Below are 22,600 nucleotides of genomic sequence, written 5' to 3'. Positions count from 1 at the left end.
GGCCGGTGACAGCCTGTTGACGTCTCCCTTACAGCTTGCCAAACCCGCCCGGCGTCGGCGTCGTCACGATGACGGCCTCGCCAGCGTCGAGCACGGTCTGGTCGCAGGCTTTCAGCACGTCGACCGTGCCGTCGTTGCGGCGGACCTTGGTCGAGCCGACCTCGCCGTCGCCGCCCCCATCCAGCCCTTGCGGCGGCCGGTTGCGGTGTGAGGAGAGGATGGCGCATTCCATTTTCTCCAGGAAGCGGATGGTGCGTCTGGTGCCGTCGCCGGCGTTCCATTTGCCCTTGCCGCCGGATCCCTGGCGAATGTGAAAATCCTCCAGCACCACGGGGAAGCGCAGTTCAAGCACCTCCGGATCGGTTAGGCGCGAATTGGTCATATGGGTGTGCACGCCGGAGGTGCCGCCAAAGCCGCGGCCGGAGTTCATATGGCCGGCCGGCGAGCCCGAACAGATGGTCTCGTAATATTGGTATTTCTTGTTGCCGAAAGTCAGGTTGTTCATCGTGCCTTGCGCATTGGCCATCGCCCCCATGGCGCCGAACAGCGCATTGGTTACGTGCTGCGAGGTCTCGACATTGCCGGCGACGACGGCGGCAGGGTAGGCCGGCTTCAGCATACAGCCGTCGGGAATGACGATGTTGATCGGCCTGAGGCAGCCGGCGTTCATCGGGATCATGTCCTCGACCATGACGCGGAAGGCGTAGAGCACGGCGGCCCGAGCGACCGGTTCGGGCGCGTTGAAATTGTTCTTCATGACAGGCGACGTGCCGGTGAAATCGACGGTCGCCTCCCGCTTTTGCCGGTCGACCGTGATCTTCACCTTGATGACCTGGCCGGTATCGGTCGGATATTCATATTCCGACGTGTCCGGCAGCCGCTCCAGCACGCGGCGCACGCTCTCGGCGGCATTGTCCTGGACATGGCCCATATAGGCCTCGACGACGTCGAGTCCGAAATGGGAGACCATCTTGCGCAGTTCGGCGACGCCCTTCTCGTTGGCGGCAATCTGTGCCTTGAGGTCGGCGATGTTCTGGTGCGGGTTGCGGGCGGGGTAGCGATGATCGGTGAGCAGCGTATGCAACTCCGTCTCGCGGAATTTTCCACGGTCGACGATACGGAAGTTGTCGAACAGAACGCCTTCCTCGTCGACCGTGGTGGCGAGCGGCGTCATCGAGCCCGGGGCGGTGCCGCCAATGTCGGCATGGTGGCCGCGCGAGGCCGCCCAGAAGAGGATGTTTTTCCTGATGTCGTCGTACACCGGTGTCACCACGGTGATGTCGGGTAGATGCGTGCCGCCATTATAGGGGGCATTCAAGGCAAAGACGTCCCCGGGATGGATGTCGCTGGAGTTCAGCCGGATGATGGTTTCGACCGAACGATCCATGGAGCCGAGATGCACCGGCATGTGCGGCGCGTTGGCGACCAGCGCCCCGGTGTGGTCGAAGACGGCGCAGGAAAAATCCAGCCTTTCCTTGATGTTGACGGAATAGGCGGTGTTCTGCAGCGTCACGCCCATCTGCTCGGCGATCGACATGAAGAGATTGTTGAAGATTTCGAGCATCACCGGATCGGCTTGCGTGCCCAGGGCAGCGGCGCGCGTTTTCTTTTCCGTGCGGCGTATGACGACGTGATTGAGGTCGGTGATTTCGGCCCGCCAGCCCGGCTCGACGACGATGGTCTGGTTCGGCTCGATGATCAAAGCGGGGCCGGCGACCAGATTGGACGGTCCCAGGGTCTCGCGACGGTAGACGCCAGCTTCATGCCACTGGCCCTCCGTGTAGATACGCCGGGTCTCGGAAGCGGCTGGATGGATCGTTGCCGGTCCGGCAGGCGCATGGGCCTCGGCGCTGGTCTGGCCGGTTTCGGTGCCCTCGACGCCGACGGTCTCGACCATCATCGGTTTGGCGTCATAGACGAAACCGAATTGCGCTTTGTGGGCGATTTCGAAATCGCGCTTTGCCTGGAAAATCGAATCGTTCTCAAAATTCACCGGGAGGGTCGTGTCGGTGCCGTCATAGCGAATGTGCAGCACCGGCCTGGTGGCAACCGCGGCCTCGGCGATGCCTTGCGCCGCCAGCTCCGCGATAACGGCCTTTTTCAAGGTGGCGATGAGGTCGCCAATCTCCGTTATGGACTCTTCGGCGAGCGGCTTGAGCAGCGCCTGCTGGCGCGAGGCGAACACCGAGGCCAGCCCGATGCCATAGGCCGAAAGCAGGCCGGAGAAGGGATGGATCAGCACGGCCTCCATGCCAAGCGCGTCCGCGACCAGGCACGCGTGCTGTCCGCCGGCGCCGCCGAAGCAGTTCAGGAGATATTCGGTGATGTCGTAACCGCGCTGCACGGAAATCTTCTTGATCGCATTGGCCATGTTCTCGACCGCGATGGTGACGAAGCCCTCGGCGACCGATTCGGGCGGCCGGCCATCGCCGATCTCGGCGGCAAGTGCCGCGAATTTCGCACGCACGGTTTCCGCGTCGAGCGGTGCGTCCTGGCGGGAACCGAAGATCGACGGGAAGAAGTCGGGCTGCAGCTTGCCGAGCATCACGTTGGCATCGGTCACCGCCAGCGGGCCGCCTCGCCGGTAGGCGGCGGGGCCGGGATTGGCGCCCGCGGAGTCCGGTCCGACGCGGAAACGGCCGGCCTCGTAGTGCAGGATCGAGCCGCCGCCGGCGGCGACCGTGTGGATGCGCATCATCGGCGCGCGGACGCGCACACCAGCCACTTCGGTGTCGAAGGCCCGTTCATACTCGCCGTCATAGTGGGCGACGTCGGTGGACGTGCCGCCCATGTCGAAGCCGATGACCTTGTCGAAACCGGCGAGCTTCGCCGTCTCGACCATGCCGACCACGCCGCCGGCCGGGCCCGACAGCAGTGCGTCCTTGCCCTGGAACATGTCGGCGGCGGTGAGCCCGCCAGAAGACATCATGAACATCAGGCGGGGGAATCCGTTGTTTTCTCCCGCCGCACCCAGCTCTCCCGCCACCCTTTGCACATAGCGGGAGAGGATTGGTGACAGATAGGCGTCGACCACCGCGGTGTCGCCGCGGCCGACCAGCTTGATCAACGGCGAGACCTCGTGGCTGACCGAGACCTGGCCGAAACCAAGCTTGCGGCAGACCTTGGCCACCGCCTTCTCGTGATCGGGGTATTTCCAGGCATGCATGAAGACGATCGCCACCGCGTCGATGCCATCCGCTTTCGCTTGTTCCATGGCCGGCCGGCAGGCTGATATGTCGAGCAGCCGTTCGACGCAGCCGTCGGCGAGCACGCGCTCGTCGACCTCGATGACGCGCTCATAAAGCTGTTCGGGAAGGATGATCTCCTTGGCGAAAATGTCCGGTCGCGCCTGGTACGCAATCCCTAGCGCATCGCGAAACCCCTTGGTGATGAGCAACAACACGCGGTCGCCCTTGCGCTCCAGGAGGGCGTTGGTCGCCACCGTCGTGCCCATCTTGATGTCGCCGATCAGGCTGGACGGGATCGCGGCGGCCGCTTCAAGGTCGAGCAGGTCGCGGATGCCCTGAATGGCCGCATCGGCATAGGCTTCAGGATTCTCCGATAGCAACTTGCGCGGATGCAGCCCGCCTTGCGGGTCGCGGCCGATAATATCGGTGAAGGTGCCGCCGCGATCGATCCAGAAATCCCATTTCGCGGTCATGCGGCTGTCTCCGGTATTTCGTTTCCGGAGTCGTTGTTAAAGCGCCGAAGCGCCGGCAGCAATGTCGCCTGCATGCCATTGATGTTACAGGCGGAAACGGAACGTTATGAAACCCGTGGCCGTCCAGAGCATTTCTCCTTCGACCGTTCACCGCAACGTGAACGTGTGTTGAAGGAGAGACGTAATGAAAAAGCTCATTCTTGCTTCGGTGTCCGCCCTTGCCCTGCTGGGTGTCGCGGCCTGCAGCGACAGCGGCAAAGGCACTGACAACACCACAACGCAGAGCACCAATCCGCCGGTTGCCGAGCAGCCGATGAAGCCTGCGGCCCCGGCCGATAATTCGACCAAGCCTGCCGAGCCGGCTCCGGCAACGCCCGCTCCTGCGCCCGCGCAGTAGTTTGTAAGCAGTAAGTGTCTTGGGAGGAAGGCCGGCTTCATGCCGGCCTTTTCTCGTGGAGACCGCGCTCGGGACCGTCGATCGTCTCTGGTCAGGGGCCCGAAAAAGAGAGGCCGTTAATGGCTTGATAGCGGGGACCGGTTGGCTCTATGAAGCTGGCCATGTCGATTTGGGATCGCCTCGGCGACTTCATCACGCGGGTTTCGTCGTCAACCACATCAGGCGTCGCCGACGTGGTCGAAGCTGTGCGCACGGTTTTCTCCGGCGATGCAGACCTGCGCCGCCGCATTGCCTTCTCTGTGGCGATGATCGCGCTGTCGGCCAAGATGGCCAAGGCAGATGGCATCGTCACCCAGGATGAGGTGCGCGCCTTCCAGGAAATCTTCGAAGTGCCGCCGAAGGAGACGCGCAACGTCGCGCGGCTGTTCGATCTGGCCCAGCGGGACGTCGCCGGTTTCGAAACCTATGCCGAGCGCATGGCGCAGCTCTGCGGCTCCGGGCACTCCAATTGCGTGATGCTGGAAGACATACTCGACGGCCTGTTCCACATCGCCAAGGCCGATGGGCTGGTGCATGAGCGCGAAGGCATCTTCCTGCACCGTATCGCCGAGATCTTCCGTATCGACGAGACGCACTACGAATCGATCATGGCGCGGCACGTCAATCTTGGTGCCGGCGACCCCTATCTCGTCCTCGGCATCGAGCGGGGCAAGCCGTTCGAGGAGGTCAGGAAACGCTATCGCAAGCTGGTGTCGGACAACCACCCGGATAGGCTGATCGCGCGCGGGCTGCCGCAGGAATTCATCAAGATCGCGACGACCAGGGTCGCGGCGATCAACGCCGCCTACGAGATGATCGAGCGGGGCCTGCGGCACGCATGAGCGGCTTCCTGCCCGATGAGCCGAACGCCGAGGTCAGGGTATCGCCGAATTTCGGGCCAAGGCGCGATGCGCAGAAGCCCGACATGATTGTGCTGCACTACACGGGCATGGCAACCGGGGCTGGGGCCGAAGCCTGGCTGTGCGACCCGGCGAGTGAAGTCTCGTCGCACTATCTCGTCCACGAGAATGGTCACATCGTGCAGATGGTCCGGGAAAGCGATCGCGCGTGGCACGCCGGCCAGAGTTCCTGGTTCGGACGCACCGACATCAATTCCTGCTCGGTCGGCATCGAAATCGTCAATCCCGGCCATTCACTCGGCTATCCCGGCTTTCCGAAACGTCAGATCGCGGTGGTCATCGAGCTGTGCAAGGGGATTGCCGCGCGGCACGCGATCGCCGCCGAGCGGGTGCTGGCGCACTCCGACGTGGCGCCGGGGCGCAAGATCGATCCCGGCGAGAAGTTCCCCTGGGCGGCACTGTTCGAGGCTGGCGTCGGCCATCTGGTGCCGGCCGCTCCCGTCAGGCGCGGAGCCGCGCTGAAGCCCGGTGACCGCGGTGCCGATGTGGAGACGCTGCAGTCGATGCTGTCGCTTTATGGCTATGGCGTCGAGATATCGGGCGTTTTCGACGACCGGACACGAATTGTCGTCGAGGCCTTTCAACGGCATTTTCGACCGCGCCGGATCGATGGAATCGCCGACGGCTCGACGATGCGCACGCTGCAGAAACTGCTTGCTTCCGTGAGGAATTGACCTCAGGTCAAGAGCCGGTCCAAGTAATCCTTCCCGGTCATAAAGTTACAAACTGTCACTGAAAGTGACTTGCCTCGCCTTCATTGACGCCAAATCGGGCTTCAAAGGGCGTTTCGTACAGTTTGTCGGACATCCATCCCCCGGGTGTTCCGATATTGATCAAGCGATGCCACGCGAACATCTTCGCGTGGCCCCAACAGAACAGGATCACATGCAGAAATTGACCGGTTTAACGGCAGCTCTTGCTGCCGGGGTAATGAGTTTTGCCTTCAGTGCGGCAGACGCCGCGCCGTTAAGTCCACGGGCCGACCAGGGTCTCGTCGCGGCATCCGCCAAAGGCAAGGCCATTTCGGCCAAAAGCAGCAAGAGTGCGAAGGCGACGACGAAGCAGGCTTCCGCGAAAGTGGAAAAGGCAAGCTGGGCCAAGGCAAGTGGGACCAAGGCAAGTGGGACCAAGGCTAGTTGGACCAAAGCAGGGAAATCCTCCGTCCAGAGGCAGGCAAAGCGCGGCCGCAAAACCGTGGACATGACGACGACGGCATCGATCGGTCTCGGCAACGTCGCTGCGGCGACCGAGGCGGTGACGAGCGGCGGCCAGTATTCCGCGATTGTCGGCCGATACGCGGCGACCTACGGGGTTCCGGCGTCGCTGGCCCAGGCCGTGATCAAGATCGAGAGCAACTACCGGCCGAACATGGTCGGCGGCGCCGGCGAGATCGGACTGATGCAGATCAAGCCGGCAACCGCGCGCATGATGGGTTACAGCGGGTCGGCCAAGGGCCTGTTCGATCCCGACACCAACATCAAATACGGCATGAAGTATCTCGCCATGGCGCGCGACCTCGGCGGCGGCACGACCTGCGGCACCATCCTGAAATACAATGCCGGCCATGGCGCCACCCGCATGAACCCGGTTTCGGCGGCCTATTGCAGTAAGGTCAAGGTTCAGTTGGCGGCTGTCGGGGCACCGGCTTGATAAGAACCGACCACGGCTGGCTTTTTCGGTTGCGTTTTGCGGTGTTAACCCCTTTATAGGCCCTGCCAGCTGGCCGGGCGGCCGCACCCGCAAACGCCGAAAGGCCGCGGGTGAGGAAAGTCCGGGCTCCATGGAAACACGGTGCCGGTTAATGGCCGGCGGGGGCGACCCCAGGGAAAGTGCCACAGAAAGCAAACCGCCACGACTTTGTCGGGGTAAGGGTGAAAGGGTGGGGTAAGAGCCCACCGCGCGACTGGCAACAGGAGCGGCACGGTAAACCCCACCGGGAGCAAGACCGAATAGGGGCGGTGCGAGGGGAAACCCTCGAGGGCTGTTTCCGGCCCACCGTCCGGGTAGGTTGCGTGAGGCGCATGGCAACATGCGCCCAAGATGAATGGCCGCCACGTTCTCGCGTCGCAAGGGGCGAGGGCCATACAAAACCCGGCTTACAGGCCAGCTGGCAGTTTCTCTCCACGACATCTGGGATTAAGCCTTTGGTACCGGAAGGTTGCGCCATAGCGCCCGGCATACGCCATCTGATTGTCGGCGAATATCTCACCTTGGATCGGGCCCGCGGCGACGCAATCGAAATATTTCGCGTGCTGCACGGCCATCGCAACATCGAAGCCGACGACCTCGGGTCGTGATCAGCCCGTTCAGTCGCTGATCCTGTCCAGCGAGGCCTCGATCGCCTTCCAGAGTTCTTCCACCGGCTCACAACCGACCGACAGGCGAACGAAGCCAGCCGGAACCGCGTCACCTCGCTTCAAGCGCCGTTCGGCCGAGCTGTGGACGCCGCCGAAGGAGGTTGCGGCCTGCATCAGGTCGCAATTGTTGATGAAGTCCTCGGCTTTCTGCTCCGAAGCAAGTTCGAAGGAGATGAGGAAGCCGAAGCGCTCCATCTGGGCGCGGGCAAGATTGTGCGAGGGATCGCCTTCCAGGCCGGGATAGCGCAAGCCGTTGATCGCCCGATGGCCTTGCAGGCGCCGCGCGATCACTTCCGCCGACGAACACATGCGGTCGAAGCGCACATCCAATGTTTCCAGGCCGCGATGCACCAGCCAGGCTTCGAACGGCCCGGGGATGCTGCCCGAGACCTCGCGCCAGCCGGTCACGGCTGCGATGATATCCGCATTGCGGCTGGCAACATGTCCGAACAGCACGTCGGAATGGCCATTGGGTGCCTTGGTGTCGGCGGCGACAACGATATCGGCACCGTGATCGAGAGGACGCTGGCCGAACGGCGTCATCGTCGTGTTGTCGACCACCAGCAGCGCGCCGGCCTTGTGGACGGCATCGGCGACAGCGGCGATATCGCAGATGTCCAGCCCCGGATTGGCCGGCGTTTCGACGAACGCCAGGCGGTAGCCCGCAAAACCGCCGTCGAGGAAAGTCGATGTCGGCCGCACATCGTAGGAGACGCCGAGCGGTTTCAGGAAGCGATCAGCCAGCGCCCTGGTGGTGTGATAGCCGTCCGAAGGCAGCAGGACATGGTCGCCGGCCTTGAGCACGGCAAAGAATGCCGCCGAGATCGCTGCCATTCCCGAGGGAAAACCGACGCAGGGCGCGTCTTCCAAATGGGACAACATGTGTTCGACGGCATCCCATGTCGGGTTGCTGAAACGGCCGTACTGATTGAAGCCGGTGGCATCGCCCGGCGCATGAAAGATGGCGGCCATGGTCAGTGGCAGGGGAATGGAATCGCCCATGGCAAACCCGCTGCGACGCAAATGGGGAAGGGCCGCGGCGCGCGATCTGGCAGTTTCAGACATCGAGTTTCAAATCCCTTGGCGATCGGTGAGATGGGGGAGACGCTATGCCCGGCCGCGGCTCGCGGCAAGGCATCTCCACTTGGACCAGCGAGGCTCTAAACGGTTCGTTAGGCTTAATAGACCATAAAGACGAAACGTGCCGTCACAGCCTTTCTCACGGGCGTGATGCGCATGGTTGCGAAGCCCTATTCCCGTTGACGCCCATAGTGCCCCATGATATCCCATTTCGACATCAAAGCCTTCGTTCCGCGTCAGGGTAAAGCGTACGCCAATCGGGCAGCCGCGGCGGCTGCGCGTTTGCAGATTTTCGCCCGTGTGGACGGGGTTGGTGCGGGGCAGACGCAGCGCTGCGGTGGCGCGTACGACACGATGAAGAGGGGTGCGGCTGCGCAGGCGGCCGCAACGTGTGATGGACCGGTTTCTGTCGAACACGGTGAGCAGGATCGATGTGAAGGGGCGGGTGTCCGTGCCGGCGCATTTCCGTGCCGTGGTGCAGAAGCGCGGCTATTCGGAACTCTACGCGTTGCGTTGCCTGGACCTGCCTTCGATGGATGTCGGCGGGCTCGATCTGCTCGACCGCTACGAGCAACGCATCGCGCAGGAAGACCCGTTCCTGCGGACCGCGGACGACATGTCGTTCTTCTGCCATGGCGACGGAGCGTTCCTGAAACTCGACCAGGACGGCCGCATCACCATGACCGATTTCATTCGCGAACATACCGGCATTTCCGCGGAGGTGGCCTTTGTCGGGCGCGGCAATTTCTTTCAGATATGGGAGCCGGGACGGCTAGCGACCTATGGGGCGCAGGCGCGTGCCAGGCTTTTGCAGCTTCGGCAGGGGACGAAGGCTCACGAGGCCAAGGCCGGGGAGCGACCGGAATGACGGTGGACCACGGCGATGATGTCAACGCCGTTGGCGGATCGGTCCGCCACATTCCGGTCCTGCTTGGCGAAGTGCTGGAAGCGCTGGCGCCGGCGGAGGGCGACATCGTCATCGACGGCACGTTCGGCGCCGGCGGCTACACCAAGGCCATCCTGGCGACGGGCGCGTCCGTGATTGCCATCGACCGCGATCCAGATGCGATCGCGGCCGGGCGCGACCTCGAGGCGCAATCCGGCGGCCGGCTGAAGCTGGTGCAGGCGCCATTCTCGACGCTCGACGACAAGGTAGAAAGCGCCGATGGCGTCGTGCTCGACATCGGCGTTTCCTCCATGCAACTCGACCAGGCCGAGCGTGGCTTTTCCTTCCGCAGCGACGGACCGCTCGACATGCGCATGGCGCAGGCGGGCCTGAGTGCTGCCGATGTCGTCAACAGTTTCAAGCCGGGCGACCTTGCCCGCATCTTCGGCTTCCTCGGCGAAGAGCGTCACGCCGGCCGCATCGCCCGCATGATCGAGGCGCGCCGGGAAAAACGGCCATTCGAGCGCACGCTGGAACTCGCTGATGCGATCGAAACCCATATCGGACGCGCGCCGAAGGACAAGATTCATCCGGCGACCCGCGTCTTCCAGGCGCTACGCATCTTCGTCAATGACGAGCTCGGCGAACTGGCCAGGGCGCTGTTCGCGGCCGAACGCGTGCTGAAGCCTGGTGGACGGCTCGCCGTGGTGACGTTCCATTCACTGGAAGACCGTATCGTCAAGCGCTTCATCGCCGACCGCGCCGACGCCATGACCGGCTCGCGCCACATGCCGGAGGCGCAGGCGCGCACCGCGACATTCCGCAAGGCTGGTGGCGGGGTGACCGCAGGCGACGCCGAGGTTGCGGCCAACCCACGCGCCCGCTCGGCCAGGCTGCGTGCCGCGATCCGCACCGAGGCTCCGGCGCGGGGCGACGATTTTTCGATTTTCGGCCTTCCAAAGCTTCCCGGCATCGACCGGCCGGGGGAGAGGTAAGCACGTGTTTCGTACCAGCGACATAGTCCTGATCGCCGTCATGGTTTCGGCGGCCGCCCTGACCTACAAGGCCAAGCGCGAGGCCGAGGACCAGTTGGCGGCCGTGCAGAAGATCCACGCTGAGATACGTTACGAGGAGGACACGATCGACCTGCTCAAAGCCGACTGGAGCCTGCTCACCCAGCCGTCGCGCCTGCAGAAGCTGGCCGAACTCTATAAAGCGCAGCTCGCGCTGGAGCCGGTCAGTGCCCGCCAGATCGTGGGCCTGGGCGACCTGCCGGCCAAGGCCCTCGATATCCAGGACATCCTGAACGGGCGCCAGGGCGCCATGGCCGACAATTCCGACAAGGCGCCTTCAGGCGACAAGGATCCCGTCGTGACCGGAGATATTGCCCAATGATCGGCAAACTGCTGAAGCGCTTCGCGTCGGTAAGCCGCGCCAGGACGGGCGAGGAAAGATCGATCGTGGTCGAAGGCGCCCGCAAGGCGACTGGCGGCAAGGGCAAGGCGCGCATCGTGATGACGATGGCGGTGTTCTTCGGCATCTTCTCGACCATATCGGGGCGGCTGGTCTATCTCGGTTTCCAGACACCCGACCTGTCGGGCGGCCCGCAGAGCCGGGTGACCGCCTCGCGGCCTGACATTGTCGACCGCAACGGCGAAGTGCTGGCCACCGACATCAAGACGGCGTCGCTGTTCGCCGAGCCGCGCCGCATCGTCGATGCCGACGAGGCGATCGAGAAGCTGTCGACGGTGCTGCCCGAAATCGACTACGAGCAGACCTATCACAAGCTGAAGAGCGGCGCCGGCTTCGTCTGGCTGCAGCGGCAGCTGACGCCCAAGCAGCAGGCCGACATCATGCAGCTCGGCATTCCCGGTTTTGGCTTCCGCACCGAAAAGCGCCGTTTCTATCCAAGCGGCGAAACCTCGTCCTACGTTGTCGGCCTGACCAACATCGACAACCAGGGCATCTCCGGCATGGAGAAATATATCGATGAGCAGGGCCTGAGCGACCTGCAGGCGTCGGGCCTGGCGGTGGCGAAGGATCTCAGGCCGGTGAAGCTTTCGATCGACCTGCGCATCCAGCATGTGGTGCGCGACGAGATCGCCGCCGGCCTGGAACGCTATCGCGCCATGGGCGCGGGCGCTGTCGTGCTCAACGTCAAGACCGGCGAAGTGGTGGCCATGGCCTCGGTGCCGGATTTCGATCCGAACAACCCCTACAATGCGCAGGACAAGGACCGGCTCAACCGGATGTCGGCTGGGCTCTATGAAATGGGCTCGACATTCAAGAGCTTCACCTCGGCCATGGCGCTTGATTCCGGCAAGGCGACGATGTCGAGCCGCTTCGACGCTTCGCATCCAATCCGCGTCGGCCACCAGGCCATCCACGATTTCCACGGCAAGAACCGTGTGCTGTCGTTGCCCGAGGTGTTCCTCTATTCGTCCAACATCGGATCGGCCAGGGAAGCAGAGCTGGTCGGCATCGAGGCGCACCGCGAATTCCTGCATCGCCTCGGCATCCTGGAGAAGATGCAGACCGAACTGCCTGAAGTCGCCCGCCCGACCGAACCGAAAGTCTGGAAGCAGGTCAATTCGTTCACCATCGCCTTTGGCCATGGCGTGTCGACGACGCCGCTGCAAGCGGCTGTCGGCTGCGCGGCGCTGGTCAATGGCGGCTTCCTTATGCAGCCGACATTCCTGGTCCGCAGCCAAGAGGACGCGATGGCGGCGGCCAAGAAAGTGGTTGCCGAAAAGACTGTCGAGGGCATGCGCTACCTCTATTCGCTCAACGCCGAGAAGGGTTCGGCCAGAAACGCCCGCGTTCCCGGCTACCGCGTCGGCGGCAAGACCGGCACGGCCGAGAAGGTCATCAACGGCCGTTACTCGAAGGAGTTGAATTTCAACACCTTTGTCGCCGCCTTTCCGATGGACGATCCGCAATATCTGGTGTTCACGATCGCCGACGCCCCGCATCCGGAAAAGCCTGGGATGACCGACGTCGCCGCCAACAATGCCGGGGTTATGGCCGGCAATATTATCAGGCGTTCAGCGGCCATGCTTGGCGTGAAGCCAGATTTCAGCCATGAAAATGGTGCAACGCTGGTTTCCTATCAGTGATTCTTAGGGCGCGCCGGCAACTGCGCGCTATTTTGTTGCGGTGAACGGGACTCGATGAAGCTCAAAGATTTAGCCGGTATCCTGCCAGTCGAAGGAACAGCTTCCGCCGATCTGGAGGTTACCGGCATCTCGTCCGATTCCCGCCAGGTAAAACCGGGCGTCGTCTTTTTCGCGCTTGCCGGAACCAAGGCCGATGGCGCGAGCTACGCCGCCGACGCGGCCCGGCGTGGCGCCGCCATGATCGTGGTCGGCAAAGGCAGCGCCCTTGCCGATTTGCCGGTTCCGGTGCTGGCGGTCGATGATCCGCGCCTAGCGCTGGCGTTGAGTGCCGCCCGCTACTTCGGCAAACAGCCGCAAACCATGGTCGCGGTTACAGGCACCAGCGGCAAAACCTCGGTCGCCGCCTTCACCAGGCAGATTTGGGAACAGGCGGGATACGCCGCCGCCTCGATCGGGACCACTGGCGTGGTCGCGCCCGGCCGCAACGAATATGGTTCGCTGACGACACCCGATCCGGTCGCCCTGCACCGGTTGCTCAGGGAATTGGCCGATGCCGGCGTTACCCACGCCTCGATGGAGGCCTCCAGCCACGGTCTCGACCAGCGCCGCCTCGATGGGGTGAAGCTCTCGGCCGGGGGCTTCACCAATCTCGGCCGCGACCACATGGATTACCATCCGACGATCGAGGATTATCATCGCGCCAAATTGCGCCTGTTCGATACGCTGCTGCCGAAGGGCGCCCCCGCCATCGTCTTCGCCGACGATCCGTGGTCCGAACCGACGATAAAGGCAGCGCGGGCCGCCGGGCTCGACGTGCTGACGGTCGGCCGCCATGGCGATTTCCTCAGGCTGAAGCGGGTCGAGCATGAGCGTCATCGCCAGCGTGCCGAGGTCGAGGCCGACGGTGTGATCCACGAGATCGACCTGCCGCTCGCTGGCGATTTCCAGATTGCGAATGCGCTGGTTTCGGCGGGGCTTGCCATTTCCACTGGAATGCCTGTCACCAAAGCCTTGGCGGCATTGCAGAAATTGAAAGGCGCGCCGGGCCGGCTCGATCTCGTCGGCACCACGGCGAGCGGCGCGCCGGTCTATGTCGATTACGCACACAAGCCCGACGCGCTCGAAAATGTGCTGGCCTCGGTGCGTCCGTTCACCACCGGCCGTGTCATGGTCGTCTTCGGCTGCGGCGGCGACCGCGATCGTGGCAAACGACCTATCATGGGCGAGATCGCGACACGGCTTGCCGATGTCGTCATCGTCACCGACGACAATCCGCGCTCGGAAGTGCCCGAAACCATCCGCGCCGCCATTCTTGAGGCCGCGCCCGGCGCCATGGAGATCGGCGACCGGCGCAAGGCTATCCACGAGGCTGTCGCCATGCTGCATGCCGGCGACACACTGATCGTGGCCGGCAAGGGCCATGAGGAAGGCCAGACGATCGGCTCGGAAACCCTGCATTTCTCCGACCACGAGGAAGTGCGCAGCGCGCTCCGGGGGCATGCCGCATGAGCTTGCTGTGGACGTCGGAAGCGCTGGTTGCCGCCACGGACGGGCGGCCGCTCGGCCCCATGCCCGAAGGCATATCGGGCATTTCGATCGATAGCCGCAGCCTGCAGCCGGGCGACGCTTTCTTTGCCATCAAGGGCGAGGCGATGGACGGCCATGACTTCGTCACCGCGGCCATCAAGGCCGGCGCCGGCGTGCTGGTGGTGGCAGAAGGCAAGCTGCCCTCACTTGGTCGGTTGACCGCGCCGATCATTGTCGTCGACGACGTCCTGGTCGCGCTGGAAAAGCTCGGTGTCGCGGCACGCGCCCGCTCGCAAGCCAAGATCGTCGCGGTGACCGGCTCGGCGGGCAAGACCACGACCAAGGAGGCGCTGCGCCACGTGCTTTCGGCCGTCGGCAAGGTGCATGCCTCGGCGCAGTCCTTCAACAATCATTGGGGTGTCCCGCTGACCTTGGCGCGCATGCCCGCCGATTGCGATTATGCCGTGTTCGAGATCGGCATGAACCACCCCAACGAGATCCGGCCGCTGGTGAAGATGGTGCGGCCGCATGTCGCCATCGTCACCATGATCGCGGCCGCGCATCTTGGCTTCTTCCGCAACCTGGACGAGATCGCCAAGGCCAAGGCCGAGATTTTCGAGGGCCTTGAGCCCGATGGTGCTGCCGTACTCAACCGCGACGACGCGCGTTTCAAGCTGCTGGACAGGATGGCACGGGCTGCCGGCGTCGAGCATATCCTTGGCTTCGGCGAGAATGCGCGCTCGACCTTCAAGCTGGTCAAGTGTGAGTTGCATGCCGACCATTCCGACATCGCCGCCAGGATCAGCGGCCACGATATGATCGCCCGTATCGGCGCGCCCGGCCGGCACATGGTGCAGAACGTGCTGGCGGTGCTCGGCGCCGCGCATCTGGTTGGCGCCGATCTCGACAAGGTTGCATTGGCGCTGGCCGATCTTTCGGCCGAGCGCGGGCGCGGCAAGCGCCACGTGCTAAGGCATCCCGGGAGCCCGATTTCGGGCCAGGCAGGTGGCTCGATCACGCTGATCGACGAGAGCTACAACGCCAATCCGGCCTCGATGGCAGCGGCGATGGCGCTGCTCAACGCGACGCCGGTGACGGGCGAGGGCAGGCGCATCGCCGTGCTTGGCGACATGCTCGAACTCGGCGATCACTCGGCCAAGCTGCATGCCGCGCTTGCCGATCTCATCGTCGGCACGGGGACGCGGACAGTCTTTCTCGGCGGCCCGGAAATGCGGTCGCTGGCGGAAGCGCTGCCGGACGATATCAGGACGGAATACCGCTCCGGTGTCGAGGAGTTGAAGCCGGTGCTGCTCGCCGCGCTGAAGCCGGGCGACGTGGTGATGATCAAATCGTCGAAGGGCATCGGTTTTGCAAAACTGGTCGATGCGCTGCTGGGCAAATTCCCGGCTGAAACGACAACAAGCAACCAGACCTAGTCGGGGGACGAAAGCGCATGTTCACACTGCTGGTCGATTTCGCGGACAAGGTCTCTGTCTTCAATGTCTTCCGCTACATCACGTTCCGCACCGGCGGGGCGCTGATCACCTCCGCGCTGATCGTCTTCATCTTCGGGCCGACCATCATCAATTCGCTGCGGCTCAGGCAAGGCAAGGGCCAACCGATCCGGGCCGACGGGCCGCAGACCCATTTCAAGAAGGCAGGCACGCCGACCATGGGTGGACTGATGATCCTGTCCGGTATCATCGGCTCGTCGCTTTTGTGGGCGAACCTGTCCAGCATCTATGTCTGGGTGGTGCTTTTGGTGACGCTCGGCTTCGGCTCGATCGGCTTTTATGACGACTATCTGAAAGTGACGAAGCAGTCGCATCTCGGCTTCTCCGGCAAGGCGCGGCTTGCGTTGGAGTTCGCTATCGCCGGCATCGCCGCCTGGGCGATCATGCACAATGGCCAGGCGCCATTCTCGTCGTCGCTGACGTTCCCCTTCGCCAAGGAATTCATCATCAACCTGGGCTGGTTCTTCGTTCCGTTCTCCTGCTTCGTCATCGTCGGCGCCGGCAATGCGGTGAACCTGACCGATGGCCTCGACGGCCTGGCGATCGTGCCGATCATGATCGCGGCGGCGTCCTTTGGCGTTATCGCCTATCTCTCGGGCAACGCGGTTTTCGCCGAATATCTGCAGATCCATTTCGTGCCCGGCACAGGTGAACTGGCGGTCGTGCTTGGCGCGGTCATCGGCGCCGGCCTCGGCTTCCTCTGGTTCAACGCGCCGCCCGCGGCGATCTTCATGGGCGACACCGGATCGCTGGCCATGGGCGGCCTGATCGGCACGGTCGCCGTCGCCACCAAGCACGAGATCGTGCTCGTCATCGTCGGCGGCCTGTTCGTGGTCGAGATTCTCTCGGTCATCATCCAGGTCGGCTACTTCAAGATGACCGGCAAGCGCGTGTTCCTGATGGCGCCTATCCACCATCATTTCGAAAAGCTCGGCTGGACCGAAAGCCAGGTGGTGATCCGCTTCTGGATCATCGCCGTCATCCTGGCGCTGGTCGGTCTTTCCACCCTCAAGCTCAGATAGGCCGCCACTTGATCCCCGCCGCATCCTTCGCAGGCAAGCGTGTATCGCTCTTCGGGCTCGGCGGCTCGGGGATCGCCACGGCGCGCGCGCTGATCGAGGGCGGAGCCGAGGTGCTGGCCTGGGACGACAATCCCGGCAGCGTCGCCAAGGCAGCCGCGACCGGCATCGCCACCGGCGATTTGCGTAGCGCCGACTGGGCCGGTTTTTCCGCCTTCGTGCTGTCGCCCGGCGTGCCGCTGACCCATCCCAAGCCGCACTGGAGCGTGGAATTGGCGCGCGGGGCTGGCGTTGAGATCATCGGCGATATCGAGCTGTTCTGCAGGGAACGGATGCAGCGTGCGCCGGATGCTCCCTTCATCGCCATCACCGGCACCAACGGCAAGTCGACGACGACGGCGCTGACGGCGCATATTCTTCAAGCCTCCGGGCGCGACACGCAGATGGGTGGCAATATCGGTCGTGCCGTGATGACGCTCGATCCGCCGAAGCCCGGCCGGCATTATGTAGTCGAATGCTCGTCCTACCAGATCGACCTTGCGCCCTCGATCGATCCGACGGCGGGCATCCTGCTCAATCTGACGCCCGACCATCTCGACCGCCACGGCACCATGCAGCACTACGCATCCATCAAGGAGCGGCTGGTGGCGGGCAGCGAGACGGCGATCATCGGCATCGACGATTCCTGGTGCGCGCAGATCGCCGATCGGCTGGAGCGGGCAGGGCGACAGGTCGTCCGCATTTCCAAGCGCCTGCCGCTGACCGACGGCTATTTCGCCGACGGCACCAATCTGATGGAAGCCGTGCACGGCCGCTACAGCCGGGTTGCCTTCCTCGAAGGCATTGGCTCGCTGCGTGGTCAGCACAATGCGCAAAACGCGTTGGCCGCCGTCGCGGCTTGCCTCAAGGTCGGGCTCAACCTTGGCGAGATCCAGTCTGGGTTGGAAAGCTTCCCGGGTCTGGCGCACCGCATGGAGCAGGTTGGCCGCAAGGACCATGTGCTGTTCGTCAACGATTCCAAGGCGACCAATGCCGATGCCGCGGCACCCGCGCTGTCCAGCTTCAATCGCATTTATTGGATCGCCGGCGGCCTGCCCAAGGAAGGCGGCATCGAGCCGCTACGCGGTTTCTTCCCGCGCATCGCCAAGGCCTATCTGATCGGCGAGGCGGCGCCCGCCTTTTCGGCGACGCTCGGCGAGGCCGTGCCCTACGAGATCTCGGGCACGCTGGCGGCGGCGGTCGAGCATGCCGCGCATGACGCGGCCAAGGACGACAGTGGCGAGGCGGTGGTGCTGTTGTCGCCGGCCTGCGCCAGTTTCGACCAGTTCAAGAATTTCGAGGTCCGTGGCGAAGCCTTCAGGCAAGCTGCGAGCGCTATGGATGGCGTCAAACCCATCGGAGGGGCACGATAATGCAGAGCCGTCTCGACAAAAGTCCGGTCGCAACCTGGTGGTGGACCATAGATCGCTGGTTTCTGGCGGCGTTTCTGTCGCTGATGGGGCTCGGCATCGTGTTGTCCTTCGCGGCAAGTCCCGCGGTGGCCGAACGCATCGGCCTCGACAGTTTCCATTTCGCCACCCGGCAGATCATCTTCACCGTGCCTGCGCTCGGCGTGATGCTGGCGGTCTCCTTCCTCGATTCCAGGCAGATCCGGCGCATGTCGCTGATCATGCTGTGTCTGATGCTGGTGCTCATGGTGGCGGTGCTCTATGTCGGCGTCGAGGTGAAGGGCGCGCGGCGCTGGGTGTCGCTCGCCGGCCTGTCCATCCAGCCGTCCGAGTTCCTGAAGCCGGCCTTCGTCATCATGTGCGCGTGGCTGTTCGCCGAGCACAAGCGCCAGCCCGACATTCCGGGCAATCTGTTCGCCATGCTGCTCCTGGTGCTGGTCGTGTCGCTGCTGGTGGCGCAGCCGGATCTCGGACAGACCATGCTGACCACCGGCACCTGGGGCATCATGTTCTTCATGGCGGGGCTGCCATGGCTTTGGATCATCGTGCTGGGCGCCGCCGGCGTCGGCGGTGTCTTCGCCGCCTATACGGTGTTTCCGCACGTCGCGCTGCGCATCGACAAGTTTCTCACCGGCGAGGGCGACACGTTCCAGGTCGACATGGGCCGCGATGCGCTGATCAATGGCGGCTGGTTCGGTGTCGGGCCGGGCGAGGGCACGGTCAAGCGTGTCATCCCCGACAGCCATGCCGACTTCGTCTTCTCGGTCGCGGGCGAGGAGTTCGGGCTGATCATGTGCTTCTTCATCATGTCGATCTTCGCCTTCATCGTGCTGCGCGGTCTCAACACGGCGCTCAAGGAGCATGACGACTTCACCCGTTATGCGGTCGGCGGTCTGGTCACCGTGTTCGGCCTGCAGGCCGTGATCAACATGTGCGTCAACCTGCAACTGGTGCCGGCAAAGGGCATGACGCTGCCCTTCATCTCCTATGGCGGCTCCTCGCAGATCGCCATCGCCATCTCAATGGGGATGGTGCTGGCGCTGACGCGCAAGCGGCCGGAAAAGCGCAAGCAGATGGGCTTTACCCTGCCGCAGCGCGCGATGCCGGCGGAGTGACATGGCCAGAGGCGTTATCCTTCTCGCCGCGGGCGGAACCGGCGGACATCTGTTTCCAGCCGAAGCGCTAGCGCATGAACTCCTCGAGCGCGGCTGGGCGGTGCATCTGGCGACCGACACCCGGGCCGAACGGTTTGCCGCCCATTTTCCGGCGGCCGCCGTCCATCCGATCCAGTCGGCGACGTTAGGCTCGAAAAATCCCTTTGCCCTGCTCGGCGCCTTCTGGAAAATCTGGAGCGGCGTGCGTAAGGCCTCCGCCGTCATCGGCAGGATCAAGCCGGAGGCCGTGGTCGGCTTTGGCGGCTATCCGACCTTGCCGCCGCTCTACGCGGCGACGCGGCGCAAGGTGCCGACGCTGATTCACGAGCAGAACGCGGTGATGGGGCGCGCCAACCGGGCGCTGGCCGGCCGTGTCGACGCGATCGCCGGCGGCTTCCTGCCGCAGGATGAAAGCGCGGCCGGCGCCAAGACGGTGACGACCGGCAATCCGGTCCGCCCGGCTGTGCTCGAAGCGGCCAGGACGCCTTACGCTGCTTCAACCGGGGATGAGCCCTTCCGCCTGCTGGTGTTCGGCGGCAGCCAGGGCGCACAATTCTTTTCCGATGCCATGCCGGGGGCAATCGCGCTGCTTTCCGATGCACAGCGCAAGCGCCTTGTCATGACCCAACAAGCTCGCGCGGACGACGTGGCTCGGGTGAAGGCGGCCTATGCCGCGCTCGGTGTCGCCGTCGAGGTCTCGCCGTTCTTCACCGACATGGCGGCGCGCATAGCGGCCGCGCATCTTGTAATCTCGCGTTCCGGCGCCTCGACCGTGTCGGAAATCGCCGTCATCGGCCGGCCGGCGTTGCTGGTGCCCTACCCCTTCGCGCTCGACCACGACCAGGCGGCCAATGCAGCCGCGCTTGCGGCCGCTGGCGGTGGCGAAGTGCATGTGCAATCCTCGCTTTCGCCCGAGCGCATCGCGGCACTGCTCGGCGCCCTGATAGACCAACCGGAGCGGCTGGCGACGATGGCTGCCGCGGCCAAGTCGGTGGGCAGGCCCGACGCGGCGCGGTTGCTCGCCGACCTCACAGAGGCTATTGCGTCCCGCAAAACAGTATCGGATTTTAGGAAGGGGACGCACCCATGAAGATGCCGCAGACCATCGGCCTCGTGCATTTCATCGGCATTGGCGGCATCGGCATGAGCGGCATCGCCGAGGTACTGCACAATCTCGGCTACAAGGTGCAAGGGTCCGACCAGGCCGAAAGCGCCAATGTACAGCGGCTGCGCGACAAGGGCATCGAATGCTTCGTCGGCCACAAGGCGGAGAATCTCGGTGAAGCCGAGGTCATCGTCGTCTCGACGGCGATCAAGAAGTCGAATCCGGAGCTGAAGGCGGCGCGTGAAAAGCTGTTGCCGATCGTGCGCCGCGCGGAGATGCTGGCCGAACTGATGCGTTTCCGCCAGGCGGTGGCGATCGGCGGCACGCACGGCAAGACGACGACGACCTCGATGGTGGCGACGCTGCTCGAGGCCGGCGGGCTCGACCCGACCGTCATCAATGGCGGCATCATCAATGCCTACGGCACCAACGCCCGGATGGGCGATGGCGAGTGGATGGTGGTCGAAGCCGACGAGAGCGACGGCACCTTCCTCAAGCTGCCGGCCGACATCGCCGTCGTCACCAACATCGATCCCGAGCATCTCGATCATTATGGCAATTTCGACAATGTGCGCGAAGCGTTCCGCCAGTTCGTCGAGAACGTGCCTTTCTATGGCTTCGGAGTGATGTGCACCGATCATCCGGAAGTGCAGGCGCTGGTCGGGCGCATCGAGGACCGGCGCGTCATCACCTATGGCGAGAACGCGCAGGCCGATGTGCGCTTCACCAACCATCGCATGGCGGGGGCGACCTCGGAGTTCGACGTGATCATCCGCGACCGCAAGGGGCGCGGCCAGACGGCGATATCGGGCCTGCGCTTGCCGATGCCCGGCCGCCACAATGTCTCCAACGCGACCGCCGCGATCGCGGTCGCGCACGAACTCGGCCTGTCGGCCGAGGCGATCAAGAAGGGCCTGTCGTCCTTCGCCGGCGTCAAGCGCCGCTTCACCCACACCGGTTCTTGGAACGGTGTCGACGTGTTCGACGATTACGGCCACCACCCGGTCGAAATCTCGGCGGTGCTGAAGGCGGCGCGCAGCGCCACCAACGGGCGTGTCATCGCCATTGCCCAACCGCACCGCTTCACCCGGTTGCATGATCTGTTCAACGAGTTCTCCGCCTGCTTCAACGATGCCGACACGGTGATGGTCGCCCCGGTCTACGCCGCCGGCGAAGAGCCGATGGACGGCGTGACATCGGACGCGCTGGTGTCACGTATCCGCGCCGGCGGCCATCGCGACGCCCGCTACATCGAGGGGCCGGCCGACATCGCGCCCGTCATCCGCGACATCGCCAAGCCCGGCGACTTCGTCGTCTTTCTCGGCGCCGGCAATATCACTCAGTGGGCCTATGCGCTGCCGAAGGAGCTTGCCGCCCCATGATGAACGGCCAGGCCCTGATCGACAGACTTGGCGACCGCCTGGCCGGCCTGCGCGGCCGCATCACGCCGAATGCCGAGATGGACAAGATCACCTGGTTCCGGGCTGGCGGCCTTGCCGAGGCGCTGTTCCAGCCGGCGGACGAGGAGGATCTGTCGGCCTTCCTCAGAGCCGTTCCAGAAGAGATACCCTTGACCATCGTTGGTGTAGGCTCGAACCTTCTGGTCCGCGACGGCGGCATTCCGGGTTTCGTCATCAGGCTTTCGGCCAAGGGCTTTGGCGAGGCCGAGATCGTTTCCCCGATCAGGATCAAAGCAGGTGCCGCCACGCCAGACAAGCGCATGGCGGCGGTGGCGCTCGAGGCCGGCATTGGCGGCTTTCATTTCTATCACGGCATTCCAGGCGCTATCGGCGGCGCGCTCAGGATGAATGCCGGCGCCAACGGGGTCGAGACGCGCGAGCGCGTCGTCGAGGTCCGGGCGCTCGACCGCGCGGGCAACGCCCAAACGCTGAGCAATGCTGAGATGGGCTATGCCTACCGCCATTCGGCGGCGCCCGCCGGGCTGATCTTCACTTCGGCCGTTTTCGAAGGCTTTGCCGAGGACAGGGCGGTGATCAAGGCGGCGATGGAAGCGGTGCAGAACCATCGCGAGACCGTGCAGCCGATCCGCGAGAAGACGGGCGGCTCGACCTTCAAGAATCCGGAAGGCACTTCGGCCTGGAAGGAGATCGACAAGGCGGGTTGCCGCGGGCTGATGATCGGAGGTGCGCAGATGTCGCCGATGCATTGCAACTTCATGATCAACACCGGAACCGCGACCGGCTACGACCTCGAATACCTCGGCGAGACGGTGCGTGCGCGGGTGCTCGAGCATTCCGGCATCCGGTTGCAGTGGGAGATCAAGCGCATCGGCAATTTCCGTTCCGGATACGCCGTCCAGGAGTTCCTCGGCCAGCTTCTCTAGCGCCTCTTGAAGTTCACGTGATGCGTGAACTTC

The 22,600-nt window shown here is 64.0% G+C and carries 18 protein-coding genes and 1 other RNA gene; 17 read left to right on the top strand and 2 right to left on the bottom strand.

Going from position 1 to position 22,600, the window contains the following annotated elements; translation table 11 throughout:
- Positions 1–28: 28 nt before the first annotated feature.
- On the bottom strand, positions 29–3,661 hold the full coding sequence (locus X739_RS163215) for a hydantoinase B/oxoprolinase family protein (protein WP_023792195.1): 3,633 nt from the start codon (positions 3,659–3,661) through the stop codon (positions 29–31).
- A gap of 184 nt (positions 3,662–3,845) precedes the next feature.
- Between X739_RS163215 and X739_RS163220 the strand changes: the two genes are divergently transcribed.
- The 5 genes from X739_RS163220 to rnpB all read left to right on the top strand — a co-directional run bounded on the left by X739_RS163220 (position 3,846) and on the right by rnpB (position 7,132).
- Positions 3,846–4,058 (top strand): hypothetical protein, encoded by a 213-nt coding sequence (locus X739_RS163220; RefSeq protein WP_023769649.1) that lies wholly within the window; start codon positions 3,846–3,848, stop codon positions 4,056–4,058.
- A 161-nt stretch (positions 4,059–4,219) separates the two neighbouring features.
- Positions 4,220–4,939 (top strand): DnaJ family molecular chaperone, encoded by a 720-nt coding sequence (locus X739_RS163225; RefSeq protein ID WP_023769650.1) that lies wholly within the window; start codon positions 4,220–4,222, stop codon positions 4,937–4,939.
- Positions 4,936–5,691 carry an N-acetylmuramoyl-L-alanine amidase gene (locus X739_RS163230; protein ID WP_023792190.1) on the top strand — a complete coding sequence of 252 codons (756 nt, stop codon included), beginning with the start codon at positions 4,936–4,938 and terminating at the stop codon, positions 5,689–5,691. The genes X739_RS163225 and X739_RS163230 overlap by 4 nt, the downstream gene beginning before the upstream one ends.
- Positions 5,692–5,902: 211 nt before the next feature.
- Positions 5,903–6,667, top strand: coding sequence for a transglycosylase SLT domain-containing protein (locus tag X739_RS163235; protein WP_023769653.1), 765 nt, complete (start codon positions 5,903–5,905; stop codon positions 6,665–6,667).
- Positions 6,668–6,732: 65 nt separating this feature from the next.
- Positions 6,733–7,132, top strand: an RNA gene (gene rnpB, locus X739_RS1000000167040) — RNase P RNA component class A.
- A gap of 191 nt (positions 7,133–7,323) precedes the next feature.
- Here rnpB and X739_RS163240 read toward each other — a convergent pair.
- On the bottom strand, positions 7,324–8,439 hold the full coding sequence (locus X739_RS163240; RefSeq protein ID WP_023792186.1) for a cystathionine gamma-lyase: 1,116 nt from the start codon (positions 8,437–8,439) through the stop codon (positions 7,324–7,326).
- Between the two features lie 409 nt (positions 8,440–8,848).
- On the opposite strand from X739_RS163240, the gene mraZ reads away from it, so the two are divergent.
- Genes mraZ through murB form a run of 12 tightly spaced genes read left to right on the top strand, consistent with a single transcriptional unit; the run spans position 8,849 to position 22,567 of the window.
- Entirely contained in the window at positions 8,849–9,322 is a 474-nt protein-coding gene (gene mraZ / locus X739_RS163245) for a division/cell wall cluster transcriptional repressor MraZ (RefSeq protein ID WP_023769656.1), read from the top strand.
- Positions 9,319–10,335: a 16S rRNA (cytosine(1402)-N(4))-methyltransferase RsmH gene (rsmH, locus tag X739_RS163250; RefSeq protein WP_023769657.1), complete on the top strand. Its 1,017-nt coding sequence runs from the start codon at positions 9,319–9,321 to the stop codon at positions 10,333–10,335. Before mraZ ends, rsmH begins: the two co-directional genes overlap by 4 nt.
- Positions 10,336–10,339: 4 nt before the next feature.
- On the top strand, positions 10,340–10,735 hold the full coding sequence (locus X739_RS163255; protein ID WP_023769658.1) for a hypothetical protein: 396 nt from the start codon (positions 10,340–10,342) through the stop codon (positions 10,733–10,735).
- The gene (locus tag X739_RS163260; protein ID WP_023769659.1) at positions 10,732–12,456 is read left to right on the top strand and encodes a penicillin-binding protein 2; all 1,725 of its coding nucleotides are present in this window, start codon (positions 10,732–10,734) and stop codon (positions 12,454–12,456) included. The genes X739_RS163255 and X739_RS163260 overlap by 4 nt, the downstream gene beginning before the upstream one ends.
- Positions 12,457–12,510: 54 nt before the next feature.
- Entirely contained in the window at positions 12,511–13,965 is a 1,455-nt protein-coding gene (locus X739_RS163265) for a UDP-N-acetylmuramoyl-L-alanyl-D-glutamate--2,6-diaminopimelate ligase (protein WP_023782708.1), read from the top strand.
- Positions 13,962–15,419: a UDP-N-acetylmuramoylalanyl-D-glutamyl-2,6-diaminopimelate--D-alanyl-D-alanine ligase gene (locus tag X739_RS163270; protein WP_023769661.1), complete on the top strand. Its 1,458-nt coding sequence runs from the start codon at positions 13,962–13,964 to the stop codon at positions 15,417–15,419. The genes X739_RS163265 and X739_RS163270 overlap by 4 nt, the downstream gene beginning before the upstream one ends.
- 17 nt (positions 15,420–15,436) lie before the next feature.
- On the top strand, positions 15,437–16,519 hold the full coding sequence (gene mraY / locus X739_RS163275) for a phospho-N-acetylmuramoyl-pentapeptide-transferase (RefSeq protein WP_023769662.1): 1,083 nt from the start codon (positions 15,437–15,439) through the stop codon (positions 16,517–16,519).
- Positions 16,520–16,527: 8 nt separating this feature from the next.
- On the top strand, positions 16,528–17,928 hold the full coding sequence (gene murD, locus X739_RS163280; RefSeq protein WP_023782706.1) for a UDP-N-acetylmuramoyl-L-alanine--D-glutamate ligase: 1,401 nt from the start codon (positions 16,528–16,530) through the stop codon (positions 17,926–17,928).
- Positions 17,928–19,079, top strand: a complete 1,152-nt coding sequence (ftsW, locus tag X739_RS163285; protein WP_015317209.1) for a putative lipid II flippase FtsW — start codon at positions 17,928–17,930, stop codon at positions 19,077–19,079. Before murD ends, ftsW begins: the two co-directional genes overlap by 1 nt.
- A 1-nt stretch (position 19,080) precedes the next feature.
- Positions 19,081–20,208 carry an undecaprenyldiphospho-muramoylpentapeptide beta-N-acetylglucosaminyltransferase gene (gene murG / locus X739_RS163290; protein ID WP_023792177.1) on the top strand — a complete coding sequence of 376 codons (1,128 nt, stop codon included), beginning with the start codon at positions 19,081–19,083 and terminating at the stop codon, positions 20,206–20,208.
- Positions 20,205–21,605, top strand: a complete 1,401-nt coding sequence (gene murC, locus X739_RS163295) for a UDP-N-acetylmuramate--L-alanine ligase (RefSeq protein ID WP_023769665.1) — start codon at positions 20,205–20,207, stop codon at positions 21,603–21,605. The genes murG and murC overlap by 4 nt, the downstream gene beginning before the upstream one ends.
- The gene (gene murB / locus X739_RS163300; RefSeq protein ID WP_031251925.1) at positions 21,602–22,567 is read left to right on the top strand and encodes a UDP-N-acetylmuramate dehydrogenase; all 966 of its coding nucleotides are present in this window, start codon (positions 21,602–21,604) and stop codon (positions 22,565–22,567) included. Before murC ends, murB begins: the two co-directional genes overlap by 4 nt.
- The last annotated feature ends 33 nt before the right edge of the window (positions 22,568–22,600 follow it).

This window comes from Mesorhizobium sp. LNHC209A00, from assembly GCF_000502915.1.
In the GTDB taxonomy this organism is placed as follows: domain Bacteria; phylum Pseudomonadota; class Alphaproteobacteria; order Rhizobiales; family Rhizobiaceae; genus Mesorhizobium.
This window is presented reverse-complemented; position numbering and strand designations above follow the sequence as displayed.

Bases quoted from the DNA above. Each gene is read 5' to 3' on its own strand.
- X739_RS163225 (WP_023769650.1), top strand. From the start codon at position 4,220: ATGTCGATTTGGGATCGCCTCGGCGACTTCATCACGCGGGTTTCGTCG.
- X739_RS163265 (WP_023782708.1), top strand. From the start codon at position 12,511: ATGAAGCTCAAAGATTTAGCCGGTATCCTGCCAGTCGAAGGAACAGCT.
- X739_RS163230 (WP_023792190.1), top strand. From the start codon at position 4,936: ATGAGCGGCTTCCTGCCCGATGAGCCGAACGCCGAGGTCAGGGTATCG.
- rsmH (WP_023769657.1), top strand. From the start codon at position 9,319: ATGACGGTGGACCACGGCGATGATGTCAACGCCGTTGGCGGATCGGTC.
- ftsW (WP_015317209.1), top strand. From the start codon at position 17,928: ATGCAGAGCCGTCTCGACAAAAGTCCGGTCGCAACCTGGTGGTGGACC.
- X739_RS163235 (WP_023769653.1), top strand. From the start codon at position 5,903: ATGCAGAAATTGACCGGTTTAACGGCAGCTCTTGCTGCCGGGGTAATG.
- murB (WP_031251925.1), top strand. From the start codon at position 21,602: ATGATGAACGGCCAGGCCCTGATCGACAGACTTGGCGACCGCCTGGCC.
- X739_RS163260 (WP_023769659.1), top strand. From the start codon at position 10,732: ATGATCGGCAAACTGCTGAAGCGCTTCGCGTCGGTAAGCCGCGCCAGG.
- murG (WP_023792177.1), top strand. From the start codon at position 19,081: ATGGCCAGAGGCGTTATCCTTCTCGCCGCGGGCGGAACCGGCGGACAT.
- X739_RS163240 (WP_023792186.1), bottom strand. From the start codon at position 8,439: ATGTCTGAAACTGCCAGATCGCGCGCCGCGGCCCTTCCCCATTTGCGT.
- X739_RS163270 (WP_023769661.1), top strand. From the start codon at position 13,962: ATGAGCTTGCTGTGGACGTCGGAAGCGCTGGTTGCCGCCACGGACGGG.
- X739_RS163215 (WP_023792195.1), bottom strand. From the start codon at position 3,661: ATGACCGCGAAATGGGATTTCTGGATCGATCGCGGCGGCACCTTCACC.
- mraY (WP_023769662.1), top strand. From the start codon at position 15,437: ATGTTCACACTGCTGGTCGATTTCGCGGACAAGGTCTCTGTCTTCAAT.
- murC (WP_023769665.1), top strand. From the start codon at position 20,205: ATGAAGATGCCGCAGACCATCGGCCTCGTGCATTTCATCGGCATTGGC.
- mraZ (WP_023769656.1), top strand. From the start codon at position 8,849: ATGGACCGGTTTCTGTCGAACACGGTGAGCAGGATCGATGTGAAGGGG.
- X739_RS163220 (WP_023769649.1), top strand. From the start codon at position 3,846: ATGAAAAAGCTCATTCTTGCTTCGGTGTCCGCCCTTGCCCTGCTGGGT.